We start from the raw sequence: 16,765 nt of genomic DNA on the forward strand, positions 1-16,765 counted from the left end.
GGCTACCTCGCGAACCAATGAGAGAATTCGACAAGGGGGTCCTTACGTTCGGGGCGCAAGGCTCTATCAATCAGGATCGGTGAGTACAGATCCACCCGGATGTCGCGGAGGTAAATTCCTTCGTAGAAGAGCCGCTTGCATTCATGTTGAGACAGTTTCAGCCTTGTCTGCAATTCAGGGAACACAGAATTTGGAGAGGCCGCGTTTTGGCGGAGAGCGCGAAAAGCGTCCCAAACGGCATGCCGTTTGTCCGGATCCGTTGGTCCTGGGCGCGCGCTCCAAGTGATGAGCCACTTCAGGTTTGTGACGAGCGTGCAGTTCATGGCATCTTCGCTCACCTGCACTGTCCGAATGCCAGCGGCTGCATAGTACTCAGCTTCGAGAGTCTGACGCTGGGCGACGCGCTCAGCTGCACGTTCTCGAGAAGCTCTGGCGCGCACACGGTTCCCAATGGGCGATGAGAATGCTGCAACGGTCTTTTTCACGGACCAGTTGATGCAGTAAAGACCATCGCGATCTTCCATAACGAGCAAAAGGTCGCCCAGATAAGGGAATGGAACAGCGGCTTTTTCGCCGTGAATCGATTGAGGGTCATCAATCCATACGTGAGGGTGCCGACTCGTCATGCCAAGGCGTTCCGCAATCGCGACCGTGCCAGGCAGCCGAGGAAAAACTTGTCCCTGAGCACGGGGGTGTGTCGTCAAGGGGTGAGGGGCGGGTATGGGCGACAGGACTTTCTGCTCGTGCATGTCGACAAGTCGAGGATGGAGCAGGGCAAGACAGCCGGCAGCTCGTTCCGGAAACGACAGGAAGTGTACGTCTCGACCCAGGCGGCTCGAATAGACGATGGAGGCCCTGCTTATGCTGGGGGCTTCCTCACGAGTCGCGAGCTGTGCGGGGATATAGTCAGGTCCCCAGAGAGGGATTTTCTGACGAGCAGAAATAGTGCGAAGTCTCGCTTCGCTGATAAGCGCCTTCTTGGCCATGGGATTAATTCCTTGAAAATCTTGGGTTTCAAGGCTTAAGAACTAGGCATTTCCTCGGGGCGAACGCGTCCGGAACTGCGCTTGACTTGCGCAGCCCACCGAGGCAAGATGGGCATAGGGATACCACCCGACGCACATCTCGAAGGCCGAAAAGCTCTTGCAGGAGCTTTTCGGCCTTGTGCTATTTGGTCTCAAGCAAAGTGGGGGCTAGGCTTGTGAGGTGTCTCCTTGATGGATAAGTGTCAGGGCGTCTTGTCTGGGCAAGGCCTTTGGACGGTCAGCCGGCCAAAATTGGTGACGGCCGGCTGGGGTGATTTTGAGCCATTTTGTTCAGCTTGTCGAACTAATGAAAAAATTGCCGGCGGCAAAAAGCAGGCCCTCTTTTCTTGATATAATCCGTCCCCATAAAGGCCGTGAATTATAATAGAGTCTTTATATCAAAGACTTAGGGTTTGTATTGACCTTTTTTTCTGGTATGCTCGCGTGGCAACGGACTGATGGAAGTCAAATTTCAGGCGTTTGATTGTTCCAAATTTGTTGCTAATGAGAGCGCTGGCCTATGGGCTTCCAATCTCCGGTGCAAGGTTGGCTAGCAGGCGACGAATCCTTCTTCAGCCTTTGTAGTCGTATGCATCGAGCTTCAGGTCATGGGCGCAGTGAAGTCACCTGTAGCATGCTGTTTGGCCACCCTCAGCTGGGCCGTCAGCACGATTTCCCCGCCAAGCTTGGTCATTTTGCGCATGTGACAGATGGCTGTTTTGGCGATGCTCCGCGACTCCTGTCGCGCACGCTTTTTCCCTATTTCTTGGCTTGGAAGCCGCGAGCGGTCGCCGAAGATCTGATGTCGCGCATTTGCGATGGGGTTGGAGGCGACGTGTGGCGGTTCCGCATACGCACTGCAATCTGTGGCTTCGCATCAGACCATGCACTGAAGCTCTGCCCCCATTGCGTTGCAGATGAGCGGCGGCGGTTTGGCGTTTCCTATTGGAAGTTGCCCCACCAGTATCCGGGCGTTTGGGTGTGTAGTGTGCATGGCAGGCTGCTTTGGATTCAACGACGGGTTAGGGAGCGCGCAGGTGGGTTGTCTTGGGCCTTGCCGACGTTGGAGACGGCGGTGCCGGTAGGGCAGAACATCAAAGAGGCGGATTTGGCGGCGCTGGCCGATTTCTCAGCGTTCTGCGTCGAGGCTATGAGCCGCCCTCAGCTGTCGGCGGAGCTTCGCGCGCAAGAAATTCGACTGGCAATCGACACGTTGCGATTGAGCCCGGAATGGCGGCCTCGAAAGCGCCTCGAGGACGCGGGAAGGGCGTATGTCGCACACGTGGCGCCGTTCCGCCTCGCGCCAGACATGCGTGCACTGCCTTCGGAATCACGCCTAGCGACGACCTGGCTGTGGACCATGAGATTCGGTGCTTGGCAACGCTTGCATCCTTTGATTTTGCTGAGCGTTGCACATTGGTTGCGCGCTGGCCTGGGCGAGTACGCTGACGGCTAAGGCACTCGTCGACTGGTTTACGAAGGCTTGGCCTCGTATAGCTTCGCCATAAGTTGTCGTTGTTTAGAAGGGTTGGACGTAGTGATAGTAGTCAAGCCGGCACCCGGGGAGTTCTATCTCGGGCACTATGGGCGAGCCTGGTGCATCAACAATCAAGGTTCTCGTATGACGCCTGCCATGGCCCGCGTTCCGCATGGAAGGCTGTCCCATTTCATCAATACCTTTCTTCCCTATCCGATTGAGGACTTTGCCAGTTCGCTTGGCCTGCAGGCCGAGACCTACTGGAGGTCGCATACGCTACAGCCCTTGTATTTCTTCACGCGTCTGTCGAGCGAGGGAGCGGTAGCTGATTGGGCCGTGTCTAAGAAAAAGTTGGGGGAGGGCTTTGGATTCACCCGCGCAGAGGTGGTTCGCTACTGTCCGGCGTGCGTGGACGGGCAAAAGAAGACGTTGGGTTTTGCCTACTGGCGTCGAGAACACTTTATCCCAGGGGCTGACCTGTGCTCCGAGCATGAGCTTACTCTTCTCGTGGTCAAGCAAGAATATCGCGCCACGGCGTTCGTGGATGCTCCAGGCCGAGGTCATGATTTAGTCGAAGATGAGACGCCCGACTTGGAAGAGGTCCGTGATTGCCCTGCCGTTCAGAGGTATCTTGCTCGGGCAGTTGACGTTCTTCGCGCGACTTGCGGTTCCGAGGTCCTTTCTCTCTCTCTTCCCAAGAGGAGAAAAGCGGAGAGGGAACTGCCTGCCTTAAACGAGGAACTGTTGCCGCTCGAAGCCTTAGAAAAATTGCTGCGGTCTGTACCAGCTCAGTGGGTGCGACAACATTTTCCCGCGTTGAGTGATGCTTCGACATCTCAGCGGGGAAGGTTGCGCATGAGCGACCTTCCCGGCACTGCGTTGCTACTGCTAGATTCATGTGACGCGATGCCTGCAAGGCCACCGGCCTACAGTCCATGGTCAATTGCTTGACGCGCGGGCTGACCACGGTGGGTTAGCCGCATAGATCTGATTTTGCGTGGACGATGATCTGTATTTTGCACGCAGAGTTTCCAGTCTTTCCTCTGTAAACGAGTTCCGCTTGCGCTTCATTGCGGCCATTGACCTTGCATATGTGACAGGCCGCTCAGCGGAACAAACTAAGAGATCAAGGCTGAGGCCCTGCGCACAGATTTGAGTCTCCAACTTCATTCCTCTGGCAGGAACTCCGAGCCACGCCCCCAAGCTGGGACTAGCTCGACATAAAGCGATTTTCGCCCGACGATGACGGCCAGCATAGGGCGCTTGTCCCGCCGCTTCGCGGCTAGGCGGGTCCATTCCGATCTATCAAGACCAGAAGGACGTGGATAGTCTTCCGGGTGCGTGTGCCATTCCCCCAGATAACGGACCGTTCCCTGACTCGCAGTCCATCGAGAGAGCGCGATGACGTCATGACCATACGGCATTCTCTCGAATAGGTAGCGAAATCGCTTGTCCCACGCCGTGGGAACCGTCGCTTGGTGGAGAAGCAAATGGGCACCGTGCACCGAGCCAAGCAGAAGTCCGCCGGCTTCGCAGTCGGCATCACTGGCCTGGACATGCTGAGAGAAAGTCTCCAGCGTGGGCTCTGAAAAATGCAACAGCATTCTTTTGTCGTGGGTGGCCCAGGAGCTTATGAATGGCATAAGGGGCAGTCCCGATCCGCAAGCGGATCGCAATCGGGCGTTGCAAGTTGATGGGAGCGATCGATCAATCTCGTTCGCAGCGCAGGAGAATAGATATCGTTTACCCAATCAAGAGCCATCTCGGCGCCTAGACTTGCTGCTTGCACCGATACTGAAGCGGGGAATGGCACATACAAACCTTCGCACCCATGCCCTGCCAGGATGACAGGAAGAGGCTCCAGGGTGGAGTGGAGCTCGCCCTTTCTACTGCTGTGCCAAAGGCATCGATAGCACGCGCCAGCTACGTTCGTTCTCAGAAGCCCACGGACAGTCGTTCCTGGCCCCTCTATCCATACGGAAAGCATAGGCAGCGGGGAGGGATAGCGGCCACACAACCAATGCCCTAATGACTCTTCGCCAGTAGCATCGATGAGAAAATCAATTTTCCCCAGATGTGCCTTCCTTACATCGACTGGTAGGGCTCGAATATCGGCGCCCGGCGCTAAGCGCTTGAGTTCCTTCGCCATAGCCTCGGCCTTGTTCGATAGAAGGTCCGGAAATCCTAAGCGGTGGCGCCCAATGTTCTGTGGGAGAAGGCAGTCAAAATCAACCAGTGTGATTTTTCCGCCAGATGTACCCGCACCAGCTTTGACAAGCATATCGGCCAGATAGCCGCCAATCGTTCCACACCCGACGACGGCGATGCTCTTGCCTGCTAGGATGTTTAATTTTGGAACATTTCGCTGCGCAAGATAGCGATCATCTATTCGGATCACGGAGACAGGCATCACTTTTAGTCCGTAACTTGTATCCCTACCATCTGCAAGTTTGCTCTTCCGGGATGCCTTCTGGCGATCATAGAGAACCACAAAGCCATATGTCATCAAGGGCGATTCAATGACAATCAAAACACCATTGGCCCGCGTTCTTTCACCTTCCTTGATACGCTCGTGAATCTTGCGACGACACCGCGAATCGAGAGTGCTTTGCCACGTCAAGACATCCCCAACTGTTTCTGGTGGCCAGTGCTTGGTTAGGGGGCGCGGTTGAGCCGCAGTCTTGACTCTGTAGGTCAGTACTGTTCTATCGGTAACTTTGTAGCCGAGCGAGTGCAGCTTGTTTCGTGTTCGCTCCTCGTTGTCGGTGATGAACCATAAGGGATTTCCGCTAGCCTGCGCGACAATACAACTTTGCCGCCCCAAATCCTTCCCCTGCATATCCACGAAACAGAGCCAGCCATTCCAGTAGGCGAAAAACTCCTCTGTAAGGTCTTCGACCATCTCGCCCTTCAATATCTGGCCAAACACCAAAGCCGCACGTTCTAGGCAGGCTAGGTATTGGCCGACTGGATCGTAGATATCCAGAACAACCGTCCCCTTGGCGAGATAGCAAAGGAAACCATCTCCCCCAAGATGGGGAACGGCTTTGGGCAGCTGAGGGGGAATCTCGAGCAGTCGAATGCGAGGAAGCTCGAAGAATGTGGGATCCAGCTGGACCTCGCACTGGCAACACTCGCCCGAGCCAGGAGAAATCAAGTGCCCGTGCAACTTGACCCAGCCGTCCTTCCTCTTGCCAACAAAGTCGAAGCCTCGCTGCTTGAACGCCTCGACTACATCTGCGACCGTTACGGTGTTGCTCATCCTGCTTTCGTTCGCCCAACGAGTTCGCTCGGGCCAGCGGCGGCAGGAGCTGCCGCAATGGTGGCAGCGATGGACACCACCTTGACCCGGTCAGGCTGATTCGGAAAACGTGGCCCGAACTCACGCTGCATCCAAATGCATGCCTGTGAGGGGCTGCTGGCGTCAGTCGCGCCGCGAAGCACCTTCTCAAATGCCTCGAACGCCTTTGCGGCATCTTCGACGCCGTCCGGGCCGAGCCGCTTGGTCAGGGACTCCGACTCCTCCACGGGATTGTTCACGCCCGCACGCAACCGGGTCGGCAATGCAGCAACGACATCGAGCAAGGCCAAGTCATCGCGCCGATCGCGCCTTTCGAAGAGAGGTGCCGCTGCGGCCATTAGCAAGATTGAAGCAGGCCCACCGCTTGGCCACCTCCAGTCACGGAACGCTTTCAAGTAACGAACGACGCGTCGGAACTGCTCGCCCTTAACCTCCACTTCGCCCAAGAACCATTCTTTCACGGGCCTGGGATCGGATGCCGTCCAGTTGCATTGCCTATGGGCAAGGAGCACCTTGTCAGCGGGCAGCGCCGTCCACGCATCCCGCTCTGCCCTGCTCATCGCCTCCGTCAGTGAGTCGAAGCCATACCGTTCCATCGAGGCCTTTGCGAGAGTGACAAATTCTTCATCGGGTATGGCATACAACGGAATATCAATGTGGGCGTATGAAGCGATGATGATGCGAATGCACGTCGGTTTGTCTGTGACAAGCTTCCAGCCCTTCTCCTCGACCAGCGGCTTCAAAGCCTCTTCCGCAGCGGCGAAGAATACGGTTGTGGCTGTGCTAGGGCGCTTTGTCTGCGACACGAAACTCAATGGCAGATAGCAGCCGTCATCTACATCCGCTTGCTGTGGGCGCTGTGCCGGCGAGTTCAACGTTTTATAGGCCCACGAACCTTGCGTGAAGAACCGAGGCTGTGGCGCTCCTTCGGTGTAGCCACGCGCCTTCAAGACGCGAGGGATGCCTGTACGCAAGCAGTCCCTTACGTCCGTACGTGCGCTAGCGATCCATTCACGCTGCTCAGGCGTCAAATCCAACTTGTCGTGCATGCACGACTCGTCTTCTACTGTAGTAAAAAAGAGCGGACTAAGGTTCAGCACGTGGCCTCCGGAACATTCTTGTTGGGGCCGTGATAGAAGATGGGGGCGCCGGCCCGATGCGCACGAAATGGTTTAAAAAGTGGATCACCAAGCGCCCGTTGCGCCGCATGCTTTCCACGGTCCTTGAGCGTATTCGTGGCACCAACTGAAACCCGATCCAGCGCCTTGACGTCTCTGCTTTGATCTGGTGTTGCCTTGTCGTCGATCTGAAAGTAGTTATTCCCTAACGACTGCCGCAACATGTAGTCCACGGACGATTCTTGAGCAGAGATCACCAAGTCGAACAGCCCTCCGCGCCATTTTCCAAACCCTCGGTCAAGACTGGCACCGCCACGGACCGTGGCGCCGATCGTCATCGTACCGATGGCGAGAACCCGAATCAGCGCGTCCGGGTTTGGCGCTAGGAATGTTCTGACCTCGTGCAACCCGAAGAGGCCAGGGGCATTGCCGACCAATCCCCCGTCTGCGAAAACGCCTCGGTCATTGCGAGCCAGTGGAAAGTAGACGGGTGCCGCAGCAGTGGCCAACGCAACGTCGACGATCTTCATCGGGTGATCCACCTCGAAGGAAGGATGGTGAGGCGTCTTGAAAAACTGCCCACGCCCCGTCGAGTAGTTGACTGCGGGCACGAGAACTCGATGCTTGAGATTACCGATAGTGGTGTCTTGGAAGCGCTCAGTTAGCACATCTCTCAATCCCACGGCGTCATGCTTCGCGCGCAGCCAGAATCCTAAGAGCCGCCTTGCAAGACTGCGGCAGCCAAAGATGCGGCTGCCTTGGTCTTCAAACAGCGTTTTGAGCTCCTGGGCCGGTATCTCCGCAGCCAGTCCCAAAGCCAGCATCCCACCCGCCGAAGTGCCGCAGATCAGGTCGAAATGCGAAGCAATAGGACGGCCCAACACGATTTCGAGTTCGGCGAGCACCGTGGCCGTATACAAACCGCGATAACCGCCGCCCGAAAGGGCAAGCACATGGTAGGTGGGGATGTCGGTCATGGCGCCTCAACCCTTCGGGGGGAAGGAGTCGTTGCCGTGACTGTCCTTGTCGCGGATACGGCCATCCGGGCGATGGATGACGAGTTCGGACTTCTGGTTGCGGGCAATGTCACGCCCCGCATCTATCGCTTGTTGCTGCGTGTCATGCACAGAGGTCGCCCTCTGATTGCCTGCGCCCTTGACAGCCCAACCGTCTTGGTGAGGAACAACATGCTGATTCTTACCGGCCATGGTGGCTCTCCTACAGTGAAAGCAACGAAGTCCTGGCAGTAGGCCAGGTTGTCAACGGCCGCCTGCTGTAGCACAATTCGTTGCTTAGGCAGACAACAGGAAGGCCAAGCCAATTCAACCTGAGGCGGGCTTAGAACCCGCATCTGTTGTCTGGCTGGACAACAATGTATCAGAGCATGTGCGACGGCGCAACTGTCGTGCAACATGCATCTTTGGACACAAATGGATGTGGGGATAGAGCAACAGATGGCCGTGCCGTCTCCCGCAACCGCAAGGATAAGAATTCATGCCGCAAACAGGCTTGGGCGTCGCTATCAAGACGCTACGCGAACGTAGAACTCTCTCGCTGCGTGAGATTGGCCAGCTATCGTCCGTGGACCATGCATATGTCTATCGCCTCGAAACAGGCGAAAAAACCAACCCTTCCCAAGACCTAGTCGAGAAGCTATTGAAAGTTCTGAAACCCTCGGAGAGGGATGCGGCTCTGGTGACTTGGCTCGCTGACCACGCCGATGCGGATACGAGCCTTGTCGAATTCGTGTTACAAGATCCATCTATCGGTATCGACGTATTTACGATGGCGGCGGGCGTCAGGCATCGCGGCAATGCAAGGCCTGATCCCGCCACATTGATTGCCCGAATCAAGAAGGCTCTTGAGGATGACGACGAGGACGATTGAATATGGATGAGGCGGCTGTCAGGCAGAAAGCGCGCTCGTTTGTTGCGCAAGTCGATATTGCAAACATTCGAGAGGATCTTTCTGCCTACGTAGTGGCAGCCAATGCCAAGGTCAAGAAGGATGAGCTTGGCCAGGGGGAATCCGGCTACACCCTTACCAAGCCAAGTGGGAAGCACATCATCACTGTGAACTCCCTGGAAACGGAGGAGCGCCAGCGATTCACCATTTGCCACGAAATAGCTCATATCGTGCTCGGCCTAGAGTCGAGTCATGAAGAAGTCCCGTCGTGGTCGTACGCCAAGCGACATCCTAATGAGGTAGCCTGCGACGCGTTTGCGGCCGAATTGCTAATGCCCTATCAGTCATGGCTTGCTGCCACCTCGAAGGAAGAGCCTTCTTTCGAGCTGATTCAGCACATGGCCGATTTGTTTGGTGCATCGTTTCCTGCTGCTGCGTCCAGATTTGCCACTCTCAGCGATGCCCCCTGCGCTTTTGTCACCATGGAACGCGGCGCAGTACGGTATGCAGCACGCTCTACCTCTTTGCGACAAGCCGGGGCTTGGATACCTCCTAGATCGACGATCCCAGCAGGCTCAGTCGCACATCAAATCAGGTCTTCTGGAGTCAGCGCCACTGATACCGGGGAAGTCTCCCAGGACGTATGGTTCGACAACTGGGAAAAGGGCCTTGATCTCTGGGAGCTATCGAGGCACTACGCCCGCACTGACACAACCATTTCACTACTATGGTTTGACGGTGAAGACTTGCCTGAAGTTGAAGTGAATCGTTTCGGCGCGCGAGTCGAAGACGATGGCGGCCTAGCGGAACTTACTGGAGAGCTGTCGTGGCCAGGCCGAAGCAAGCGTCGGTAGCTCTCTGATCCGCTGCGACCAACGTGCACCCGAGCATTCGCCCTGTTGGCTGACATGATTTGAGGCTGGCCAAACAGTGACGATCTTATCGACACCAAGTTGGAACACCTCCGTTAGGCCTTGGATCTCGCGGCGCAGTTGCTAAGTACTCCGGCTGTGTGAATGAGCCGCCGATATACAAGTGGTGCGGCGAGTATGTCAAAAAAGCGGCGTTGGTGACTGTCCGCCTGAATCCACAGCCGAAAACCGCCACTGGCAACAAGCGCCCGGTGTGTCAATACAAAGCACGGCGCTTCCAACTCTGACAATTCCCAACTCACAGCCGAGTGTCTCGAGACGTCCGTGTCTCCTCCGCAAAGCCCGTACTGGCATCTCCCATATCTGGGGCTTAGACCGTCGAACCAATTCAATTGCGTTTATTGCGAAGTTCGCCTTTCTTGACCTGCAGACTGTTTATCGGCGAGGAATAGAAGAAGATGTCCGCCCAATGGCTGGCGTTGACCACCAAAGCCAAAAGGCGAACTTCAACAAAAAAGGCGAACTTTATTCCTGCTGCTCAGGGATTCCCCCAATCACATTTCCCTTGCGGAAAATCAATGCTCTATAGGACACTTTGTGTCATAGCCGCAATCAAGCGGCGGACACAAGGGGAATTCTATGAAGCGCATCATCATGGCCGCCGCCCTGGCGCTGGCCGCGGGGGCGGGCAGCGGCGCGCAGGCCGCGTTTCCGGATCATCCGATCCGGCTGGTGGTGCCGTTCGGCGCCGGCGGCATCACCGATATCGTGGCGCGCCAGGTCGGCAAGGGCATGGGCGATGCGCTCGGCCAGAGCGTGGTGGTGGAGAACCGTCCCGGCGCGGGCGGCGTGATCGCGGCGCAGGTGGCGGCCACGGCGCCGGCCGACGGTTACACGATCTTCATGGGCACGGTGGGCACGCAGGTGGTGAACCCGCTGATCTACGCCAAGCTCAGTTATGACCCCGACAAGTTCGCGCCGGTCGGGCTGGTGTCCGGCTCGCCCTATCTGCTGGCGGTGCGCGGCGACCTGCCGGCGGCGAACTTCGCGGATTTCGTGACGTATGCCAAGGCGCATCCGGCCAAGCTGAATTTCGGTTCGGCGGGCACGGCCAGTTCGCCGCACCTGGGGCTGGAGCTGCTGAAGCTGACGGCGGGCGTGGACATCGTGCACGTGCCGTTCAAGAGCGGCAGCGAGGCGGTCAACGCGGCCATCGGCGGCCAGGTGGACGTGGTGATGGACGCCAGTCCGGTGATCTTGCCGCACGTGGCCTCGGGCAAGCTGCGCGCGCTGGCGGTGGCGGCGGACCAGCGCCTGCCGTCGGCGCCGCAGGTGCCGGCCGCGGCCGAGGCCGGCGACGCCGGGCTGCAGATCAGTTCGTGGAATGCGTTCTTCGCGCCGGCCGGCACGCCGCCGGCGGTGCTGGAAAAACTCAACGCGGCGCTGCGCCAGACGCTGGCCTCGCCCGAACTTAAGACGCGGCTGGCGGCGCAGGGCACGCAGCTCCATACCGGCGCGCCGGACGAATACCAGCGCTTCATCGCGGCCGAAAAGAAGAAGTGGGCCGAGATCGTCAAGCGCGCCGACATCAGGATGGATTGAGCATGACGACGCATCCCCTGGCGGGACAGCCGCTGGAACTGGCCGACACGCTGCGTTCGGGCAATGCCTGGAAGATCCGGCTGGCCTGCGGCTACATGGGGCTGGCACTGACGCGCCGCACCTTCGACATCGTGCAGGGCGACCTGGAGACCGAGGCCTTCGGCCGCATCAATCCGTGGCGCCAGGTGCCGGCGCTGCGCACGCCCGAAGGCGTGTGGCTGGCGGAATCTCAGGCGATCCTGTGGTATCTGGGCCGGGGCACGCCGTGGCTGCCCGAGGGGCGGCTGGCGCAGGCGCAGGTGGCCAGTTGGCTGAGCTTCGAGCAGACCCAGCACATGCACGCCTTCGCGCAGCCGCGCCTGCTGATCCACCTGCGCGGCACGGCGCGGGTGGATGACCCGGCGATGGTCGAGTGGCGCCGCATCGGCATGCGCGCGGCGGCCTGGATGGAGGCGCATCTGGCGGGCCGCGATTTCCTGGTGGGCGAGGCGCCGACCATCGCCGACATCGCGCTCTATCCCTACACCAGCATGGCGGAGCAGGGCGGCTACGACCTGTCCGCCTTTACCCACATCAACGCCTGGCTGGCGCGCATGCGCGCCCTGCCGGGCTTTACGCCGTTGTTGGAAACGGCATAGCGAGGAGTCAAAGATGGCCGATACGATGCACTTGGGCAAGGATGAACTGATCGCGCGCGCCAAGGCCGAGATGCAGCGCCAGTTCGACACGCCCGACTGGACGCTGCGCGAGCGCCTGGCGCTGACCTGCCGCATCCTGTTCGACGGCGGGCACGATTCGGGCCTGGCCGGCCAGATCACGGCGCGGGCGCCGGAACCCAACCGCTACTACACGCAGCGGCTGGGGCTGGGGTTCGACGAGATCACGGCCGGCAATCTGCTGCTGGTGGACGAGGACCTGCGGGTGCAGGAGGGCGGCGGCATGCCTAATCCGGCCAACCGTTTCCATTCCTGGATCTACCGGGCGCGGCCGGACGTCAACTGCATCATCCATACGCACCCGCTGCACGCGGCTTCGCTGTCGATGCTGGAGGTGCCACTGGAGGTCTCGCACATGGACAACTGTCCGCTGTATGGCGACGTGGCTTTCCTGAAGGACTGGCCGGGCGTGCCGGTGGGCAACGAGGAAGGCGAGATCATCTCGGCGGCGCTGGGCGACAAGCGCGCCATCCTGCTGTCGCACCACGGCATGCTGGTGGCCGCGGGCACGGTGGAAGAGGCCTGCGTGCTGGCGCTGCAGTTCGAGCGCGCCGCCCGCATGCAGTTGCTGGCGATGGCGGCCGGCACGATCCAGCCGATTCCGCCGGCGCTGGGGCGCGAAGCGCACGACTGGATCCTGACGCCCAAGCGCTCGCAGGTGGGCTTTTCGTATTACGCGCGGCGGGCGCTGCGCCAGCACCCGGACGTGCTGGGCTAGCGTCTGCCGGGGCCGCCGAGGGCGGCCGGGCTTGCTGCGCGGGCCCGCCGCATGGGCGCGGCCAAGGGCGTGTCGGGCGGGCCGGCTCGACGCAACGGCGGCTTTCGGGCATTCTTATCGGTCGTGTCCGCCATTTTCCCGCCCATGATCGACCTGCCTCACCGCCTGCGCGCGCTGCGCCGCCAGCAATCCCTGTCCCTGGAACAACTGGGCGAGCGCACGGGCCTGACCAAAAGCTATCTGTCCAAGCTGGAACGCGGCCTGAGCGAGCCGTCGATCTCCACTGTGCTGCGCCTGGCCGAAGCCTATGGCGTGGGCGTGTCGCAACTGGTGGGCGGCGACGGCGCGGCGCAGGACGAGGTCGTCAGCCTGGTGCGCGTGGCCGATCGCGAAGCGCTGCAACGTCGCGACCTGGGCAACGAATACCACTACGAGTCGCTGGCCGGGCGCCGCAAGGTCAAGGCCATGGAACCCTTCATCGTGCACCCGCCGCGTGAATTTCCCGACGCCGCCGCGGTCTTTCCGCATCCGGGCGAGGAATTCCTGCTGGTGCTCAAGGGCGCCATCGAGGTCCAGGTGGGCGAACGCGCGTTCCGCCTGGACGCCGGCGATTCCCTCTATTTCGATTCCGAACTGCCGCATCGCATGCGCACGGTCAGCCGCGGCGCGGCCGAGGTGCTGGTGGTGGCGGCGCATTGATTCCAAGGAAAATGCAGTGAAGCATGATCAATCGCGGCTGGTCCGCATCGATGCCGGCCCCATGAAGAACCCGGTGCCGGGCAAGCCCAAGCGTCCCATTTCAGGCGACGCGGCATTCCGCACCGTGACCGCCTTCGAAGGCAATGGCGGCCGCGCCGAGGCCGGCGTCTGGGAAAGCACCGCCGGCAGTTTCCAGTCCAACACCACCGGCTACATCGAGTTCGGCTACATCGTCGAAGGCGCGGCGCGCCTGGTCGATCCGGACGGCACCGTGCACGAACTGACCGTGGGCGAGGCCTTCGTGATGCCGGAGGGCTATACCGGCCGCTGGGAAGTGGACCAGTTCGTCAAGAAGATCTATTTCATCAGCCGCACCGCCTGAGACCGGCGCGACGCTCGCCCGCCACGGTTCGAACAGGGCCGGGGCATGAACGATTGACGGCAGCCCGCGCGACGGCGCGCGTCCGTTACGGCGTCGGCCGCTGCGAGTAGGCCGAGGTGCCGAAGGTGTTGCCCATGCGGTTGCCGATGGTGGCGGGCGTGGGCAGGCCCATCTGGTTGGGCGGCCGTTGCGTGATGGCTTCCGAGCCGAGCGCGGGCGGCGGCTTGGGCGCGGCGTCGGGCGCCATCTTCTGGTTCAGGCAGTCATACGACAGGGCGCGGTAGCCGTTGACCTCGGTGTCGATGCAGGCGCCGGCCGGGGCGGACCTGCCGGTGGGCGATGGCGGCGCGACGGGCGTGGCCCGGGGCGTAGGCGGTGTCTGGGCCGTAGGCGGAGTCTGGGCGCCCGCGGGCAGGGGCGCCATTGCCAGCGCCGCCAACAGCAGGCTGGCGCGGCGCGAAACGAGGCACGGGATGCGCATGCGGGTTCCTTGGCATAAAGGCCGGGCGGCGCGCGGCCGCCACCGATGAATCCAGTATAGGGACGCGCCGCTCCGCGTGGGTGACGGGTTTGTTGCGCAGGCGGGCGCGCGGCGGGGCGCGTGTCACGTCTGTTTCACACGGCGCCGCTACCATGCCGCTTCCGCCCTGCGTCCGGCCCGTCGCCGGCACGCAGTCGCCACGCCATCTAAGAGACATCGGGGTGTTATGACAGTCACGCAGGCGCCTGGGGCCGCTTGGGCGTTCGCCTGCTGGTTCGCCTTTGGCCTGTCGGTGCTGCCGCCGGCAGCGCTGGCGCAGCAGCGCGTGGCGGATGGCGCGCCGATCGCGTTCGACATTGCCGCGCAGCCGCTGGATGCCGCCCTGGCCGCCTATACCCAGGCGACCGGCATGGCGGTGCTGGTGACCAGCCGCCTGACGGCCGGCCGCCAAGGCAACGCGGTGCGCGGCCGGCTGGCGCCGCGCGAGGCGCTGGGCCTGTTGCTGGCGGGCACCGGACTGCAGGCCCGCTATAGCAGCGCGTCGGCGTTTACGCTGGTGGAGGCGCCCGCGAGCGCGCCCGCGCCGCGCGCGTCGGCCACGACGCCGTCGGCCGCGCTGACGCGCTATGCCGGCATATTGCAGAACACCGTGACGCGCGCACTGTGCCAGTGGACCGGCGCGCGGTTCGGCCGCTATCGGGCGTCGCTGCAACTGTGGATCGGCCGCAATGGCGTGGTGCGCCAGGCGCGGGTGCTGTCGGGCACCGGCGACGCGCGCCGCGACGCGGCGCTGGCCGGCGTGTTGTCGGGATTGATCATGGACACGCCGCCGCCGGCCGACCTGCCGCAGCCCGTGACCATCGTGCTGGCGCCACGCCCGGATCCGGATGCCGATTGCCGCCTGGCCGGCGCGGCGGGCTGACGCGCATGTCCATGACCGGCGACGCCCTGCGCAACCTGTTCCTGTCCAAGTACCAGGAATTCCGCAAGCGCCTGCGCATCCGGCTGGGGTCGGAAGACCTGGCCAACGACGCCATGCAGGAAGCCTGGCTGCGGGTCGACAGCCTGGCCGAGAGCGCGCCGGTGGAGTATCCGGCCGCCTATCTGTTCAAGATCGCCGCGAACGTCGCCGAGGACCAGCGCCGCGCCAATGCCCGCATCCTGTCGATGGCCGAGATCGAGGAACTGTACGACATGGCCGACGAGGCGGCGGGCCCGGCGCAGGTGGCGGAGGGGCGCCAGCAGATCGAGGCGCTGGAGGCGGCGCTGGCCGAGTTGCCACGGCGGCGCCAGGCGATCGTGATCGCGGCGCGGGTCGATGAGGTGCCGCACCGCGAGATCGCCGAGCGTTTCGGCATTTCGGTGCGGACCGTGGAAAAGGAATTGCGCGCGGGGCTGGAGCACTGTTGCGGGAAATTGGAAAAAAAGTATGTCCAGCGCTACGGTCCCCAGGCCCGCGAAACGTCTTAGCTATATGACGACCCTGTTCAGACGCTCCCGCCTTGGTGGCGACCCCGCGGCCGCGCTCAAGCGCGAGGCCCAGGCGTGGGTCGTGCGGCTGGACTCGGGCCAGGCCAGCGTGGCCGATGGCGAAGCCTTTCGCCGCTGGTGCGGGCAGAGCGCCGAGCACGCGCGCATCTTCAAGGAAACGCGTAGCGCCTGGCAGCAATTGGCGCCGGCGGCGCGCCAGGCCCACGCCGCGCTGGTACGCCGCGCCCGCAGCGCGCGGCCGGCGCGTCGCGCCTTCCTGGGCGGCGCGGTGGCGGCCTGCGGCGCCTGGCTGGCATTCAAGCCGCCATTGGGCTTGTGGCCCGCCGTTGACGAGCTGACCGCCGATGTGCGCAGCGGCACCGGCGAGCAGCGCCGCGTGGCGCTGGCCGGCGACGCCAGCGTGCAGTTGAATACGCAGACCCGCATCAACCTGTCGCGCAGCGGCCTGGCGCCGCAGATCGACCTGCTGGCCGGCGAGGTCGAGCTGGCGACGGCCGGCCAGCCTGTCAGCCTGACGGCGGGCGCGGGTCGGATCGACGCCTCGTCGGGATGCGTCAACGTGCGCTATACCGACGGCCAGGTGCGGGTGACCTGCCTGGAGGGCAGCGCCCGCGTCACGTCGCGGCAGGAGTCATTGGAACTGGCCGCCGCGCAGCAGGTCGTGTTGGGCCCGGGCGGCGCCAGCAGACCGCGGCGGGTGGACCTGGACGCGGTCACGGCGTGGCGCCGGGGCGTGCTGGAATTCAACAATGTGCCCCTGGCGCAGGTGGTCGACGAGATCAACCGCTATCGCCCCGGCCGCATCGTGCTGGTGGGCGACCGGCTGGCGGGCAGCCTGGTGCAGGCGCGCTTCTCGCTGGACCAGTTGGCCGACGCCGCGCTGCTGATTCGCGACGTGTATGGCGCCCAGGTTACGTCGCTGCCCGGCGGCATCGTGCTGCTGAGCTGAGCGCCGTGGCGCGCGTTGTCCCAAACGTG

At 61.7% G+C, this 16,765-nt stretch carries 19 protein-coding genes; 12 read left to right on the top strand and 7 right to left on the bottom strand.

Features of this window, described 5'->3' with window-relative positions:
* Nucleotides 1-2: 2 nt before the first annotated feature.
* Nucleotides 3-986, bottom strand: a complete 984-nt coding sequence (locus SB816_RS08385; protein ID WP_410546790.1) for a hypothetical protein — start codon at nucleotides 984-986, stop codon at nucleotides 3-5.
* Between the two features lie 559 nt (nucleotides 987-1,545).
* Here SB816_RS08385 and SB816_RS08390 point away from each other — a divergent pair.
* Both SB816_RS08390 and SB816_RS08395 read left to right on the top strand, forming a co-directional pair.
* Nucleotides 1,546-2,481 carry a TniQ family protein gene (locus SB816_RS08390; RefSeq protein ID WP_410546791.1) on the top strand — a complete coding sequence of 312 codons (936 nt, stop codon included), beginning with the start codon at nucleotides 1,546-1,548 and terminating at the stop codon, nucleotides 2,479-2,481.
* Between the two features lie 165 nt (nucleotides 2,482-2,646).
* A complete protein-coding gene (locus SB816_RS08395; protein ID WP_410546792.1) occupies nucleotides 2,647-3,453 on the top strand; it encodes a TniQ family protein in 807 nt (268 codons plus the stop codon).
* A gap of 215 nt (nucleotides 3,454-3,668) precedes the next feature.
* On the opposite strand, the gene SB816_RS08400 is transcribed toward SB816_RS08395, so the two are convergent.
* The 5 genes from SB816_RS08400 to SB816_RS08420 are packed head-to-tail and all read right to left on the bottom strand — an operon-like array spanning nucleotide 3,669 to nucleotide 8,129.
* A complete protein-coding gene (locus tag SB816_RS08400) occupies nucleotides 3,669-4,145 on the bottom strand; it encodes a Mov34/MPN/PAD-1 family protein (RefSeq protein ID WP_410546793.1) in 477 nt (158 codons plus the stop codon).
* Nucleotides 4,133-5,764: a ThiF family adenylyltransferase gene (locus SB816_RS08405; protein ID WP_410546794.1), complete on the bottom strand. Its 1,632-nt coding sequence runs from the start codon at nucleotides 5,762-5,764 to the stop codon at nucleotides 4,133-4,135. The genes SB816_RS08400 and SB816_RS08405 overlap by 13 nt, the downstream gene beginning before the upstream one ends.
* Entirely contained in the window at nucleotides 5,761-6,903 is a 1,143-nt protein-coding gene (locus SB816_RS08410) for a CBASS cGAMP synthase (RefSeq protein WP_410546795.1), read from the bottom strand. Before SB816_RS08410 ends, SB816_RS08405 begins: the two co-directional genes overlap by 4 nt.
* Nucleotides 6,897-7,898, bottom strand: a complete 1,002-nt coding sequence (locus SB816_RS08415) for a CBASS cGAMP-activated phospholipase (RefSeq protein ID WP_410546796.1) — start codon at nucleotides 7,896-7,898, stop codon at nucleotides 6,897-6,899. The genes SB816_RS08410 and SB816_RS08415 overlap by 7 nt, the downstream gene beginning before the upstream one ends.
* Nucleotides 7,899-7,904: 6 nt before the next feature.
* On the bottom strand, nucleotides 7,905-8,129 hold the full coding sequence (locus SB816_RS08420; protein ID WP_410546797.1) for a DUF2188 domain-containing protein: 225 nt from the start codon (nucleotides 8,127-8,129) through the stop codon (nucleotides 7,905-7,907).
* Between the two features lie 286 nt (nucleotides 8,130-8,415).
* Here SB816_RS08420 and SB816_RS08425 point away from each other — a divergent pair, with 286 nt between their 5' ends.
* The 7 genes from SB816_RS08425 to SB816_RS08455 all read left to right on the top strand — a co-directional run bounded on the left by SB816_RS08425 (nucleotide 8,416) and on the right by SB816_RS08455 (nucleotide 13,815).
* Nucleotides 8,416-8,808, top strand: a complete 393-nt coding sequence (locus SB816_RS08425) for a helix-turn-helix domain-containing protein (protein WP_175140534.1) — start codon at nucleotides 8,416-8,418, stop codon at nucleotides 8,806-8,808.
* Nucleotides 8,809-8,810: 2 nt separating this feature from the next.
* A complete protein-coding gene (locus tag SB816_RS08430) occupies nucleotides 8,811-9,680 on the top strand; it encodes an ImmA/IrrE family metallo-endopeptidase (RefSeq protein WP_410547119.1) in 870 nt (289 codons plus the stop codon).
* A 657-nt stretch (nucleotides 9,681-10,337) separates the two neighbouring features.
* On the top strand, nucleotides 10,338-11,300 hold the full coding sequence (locus tag SB816_RS08435) for a Bug family tripartite tricarboxylate transporter substrate binding protein (RefSeq protein WP_410546798.1): 963 nt from the start codon (nucleotides 10,338-10,340) through the stop codon (nucleotides 11,298-11,300).
* A 2-nt stretch (nucleotides 11,301-11,302) separates the two neighbouring features.
* Entirely contained in the window at nucleotides 11,303-11,938 is a 636-nt protein-coding gene (locus tag SB816_RS08440) for a glutathione S-transferase family protein (protein ID WP_054449419.1), read from the top strand.
* 13 nt (nucleotides 11,939-11,951) lie between these two features.
* Nucleotides 11,952-12,734 carry an aldolase gene (locus SB816_RS08445; protein ID WP_054502931.1) on the top strand — a complete coding sequence of 261 codons (783 nt, stop codon included), beginning with the start codon at nucleotides 11,952-11,954 and terminating at the stop codon, nucleotides 12,732-12,734.
* Nucleotides 12,735-12,878: 144 nt separating this feature from the next.
* The gene (locus tag SB816_RS08450) at nucleotides 12,879-13,433 is read left to right on the top strand and encodes a helix-turn-helix domain-containing protein (protein ID WP_054417394.1); all 555 of its coding nucleotides are present in this window, start codon (nucleotides 12,879-12,881) and stop codon (nucleotides 13,431-13,433) included.
* Between the two features lie 16 nt (nucleotides 13,434-13,449).
* Nucleotides 13,450-13,815, top strand: coding sequence for a cupin domain-containing protein (locus SB816_RS08455; protein WP_054417395.1), 366 nt, complete (start codon nucleotides 13,450-13,452; stop codon nucleotides 13,813-13,815).
* Between the two features lie 85 nt (nucleotides 13,816-13,900).
* Here the strand turns inward: SB816_RS08455 and SB816_RS08460 are convergent, their stop codons facing one another.
* Nucleotides 13,901-14,296, bottom strand: a complete 396-nt coding sequence (locus SB816_RS08460) for a hypothetical protein (protein WP_410546799.1) — start codon at nucleotides 14,294-14,296, stop codon at nucleotides 13,901-13,903.
* A gap of 226 nt (nucleotides 14,297-14,522) precedes the next feature.
* Here SB816_RS08460 and SB816_RS08465 point away from each other — a divergent pair, with 226 nt between their 5' ends.
* The 3 genes from SB816_RS08465 to SB816_RS08475 are packed head-to-tail and all read left to right on the top strand — an operon-like array spanning nucleotide 14,523 to nucleotide 16,736.
* Complete coding sequence (locus tag SB816_RS08465; RefSeq protein ID WP_116791818.1) at nucleotides 14,523-15,218, top strand: secretin and TonB N-terminal domain-containing protein; 696 nt, start codon at nucleotides 14,523-14,525, stop codon at nucleotides 15,216-15,218.
* A gap of 11 nt (nucleotides 15,219-15,229) precedes the next feature.
* Nucleotides 15,230-15,766, top strand: coding sequence for an RNA polymerase sigma factor (locus SB816_RS08470; protein ID WP_231133029.1), 537 nt, complete (start codon nucleotides 15,230-15,232; stop codon nucleotides 15,764-15,766).
* Nucleotides 15,767-15,770: 4 nt separating this feature from the next.
* A complete protein-coding gene (locus SB816_RS08475; protein WP_410546800.1) occupies nucleotides 15,771-16,736 on the top strand; it encodes a FecR family protein in 966 nt (321 codons plus the stop codon).
* Nucleotides 16,737-16,765: the final 29 nt, after the last annotated feature.

Origin of the sequence: Achromobacter sp. SIMBA_011 (assembly GCF_046535435.1) — a bacterium.
GTDB lineage: Bacteria > Pseudomonadota > Gammaproteobacteria > Burkholderiales > Burkholderiaceae_B > Achromobacter > Achromobacter dolens.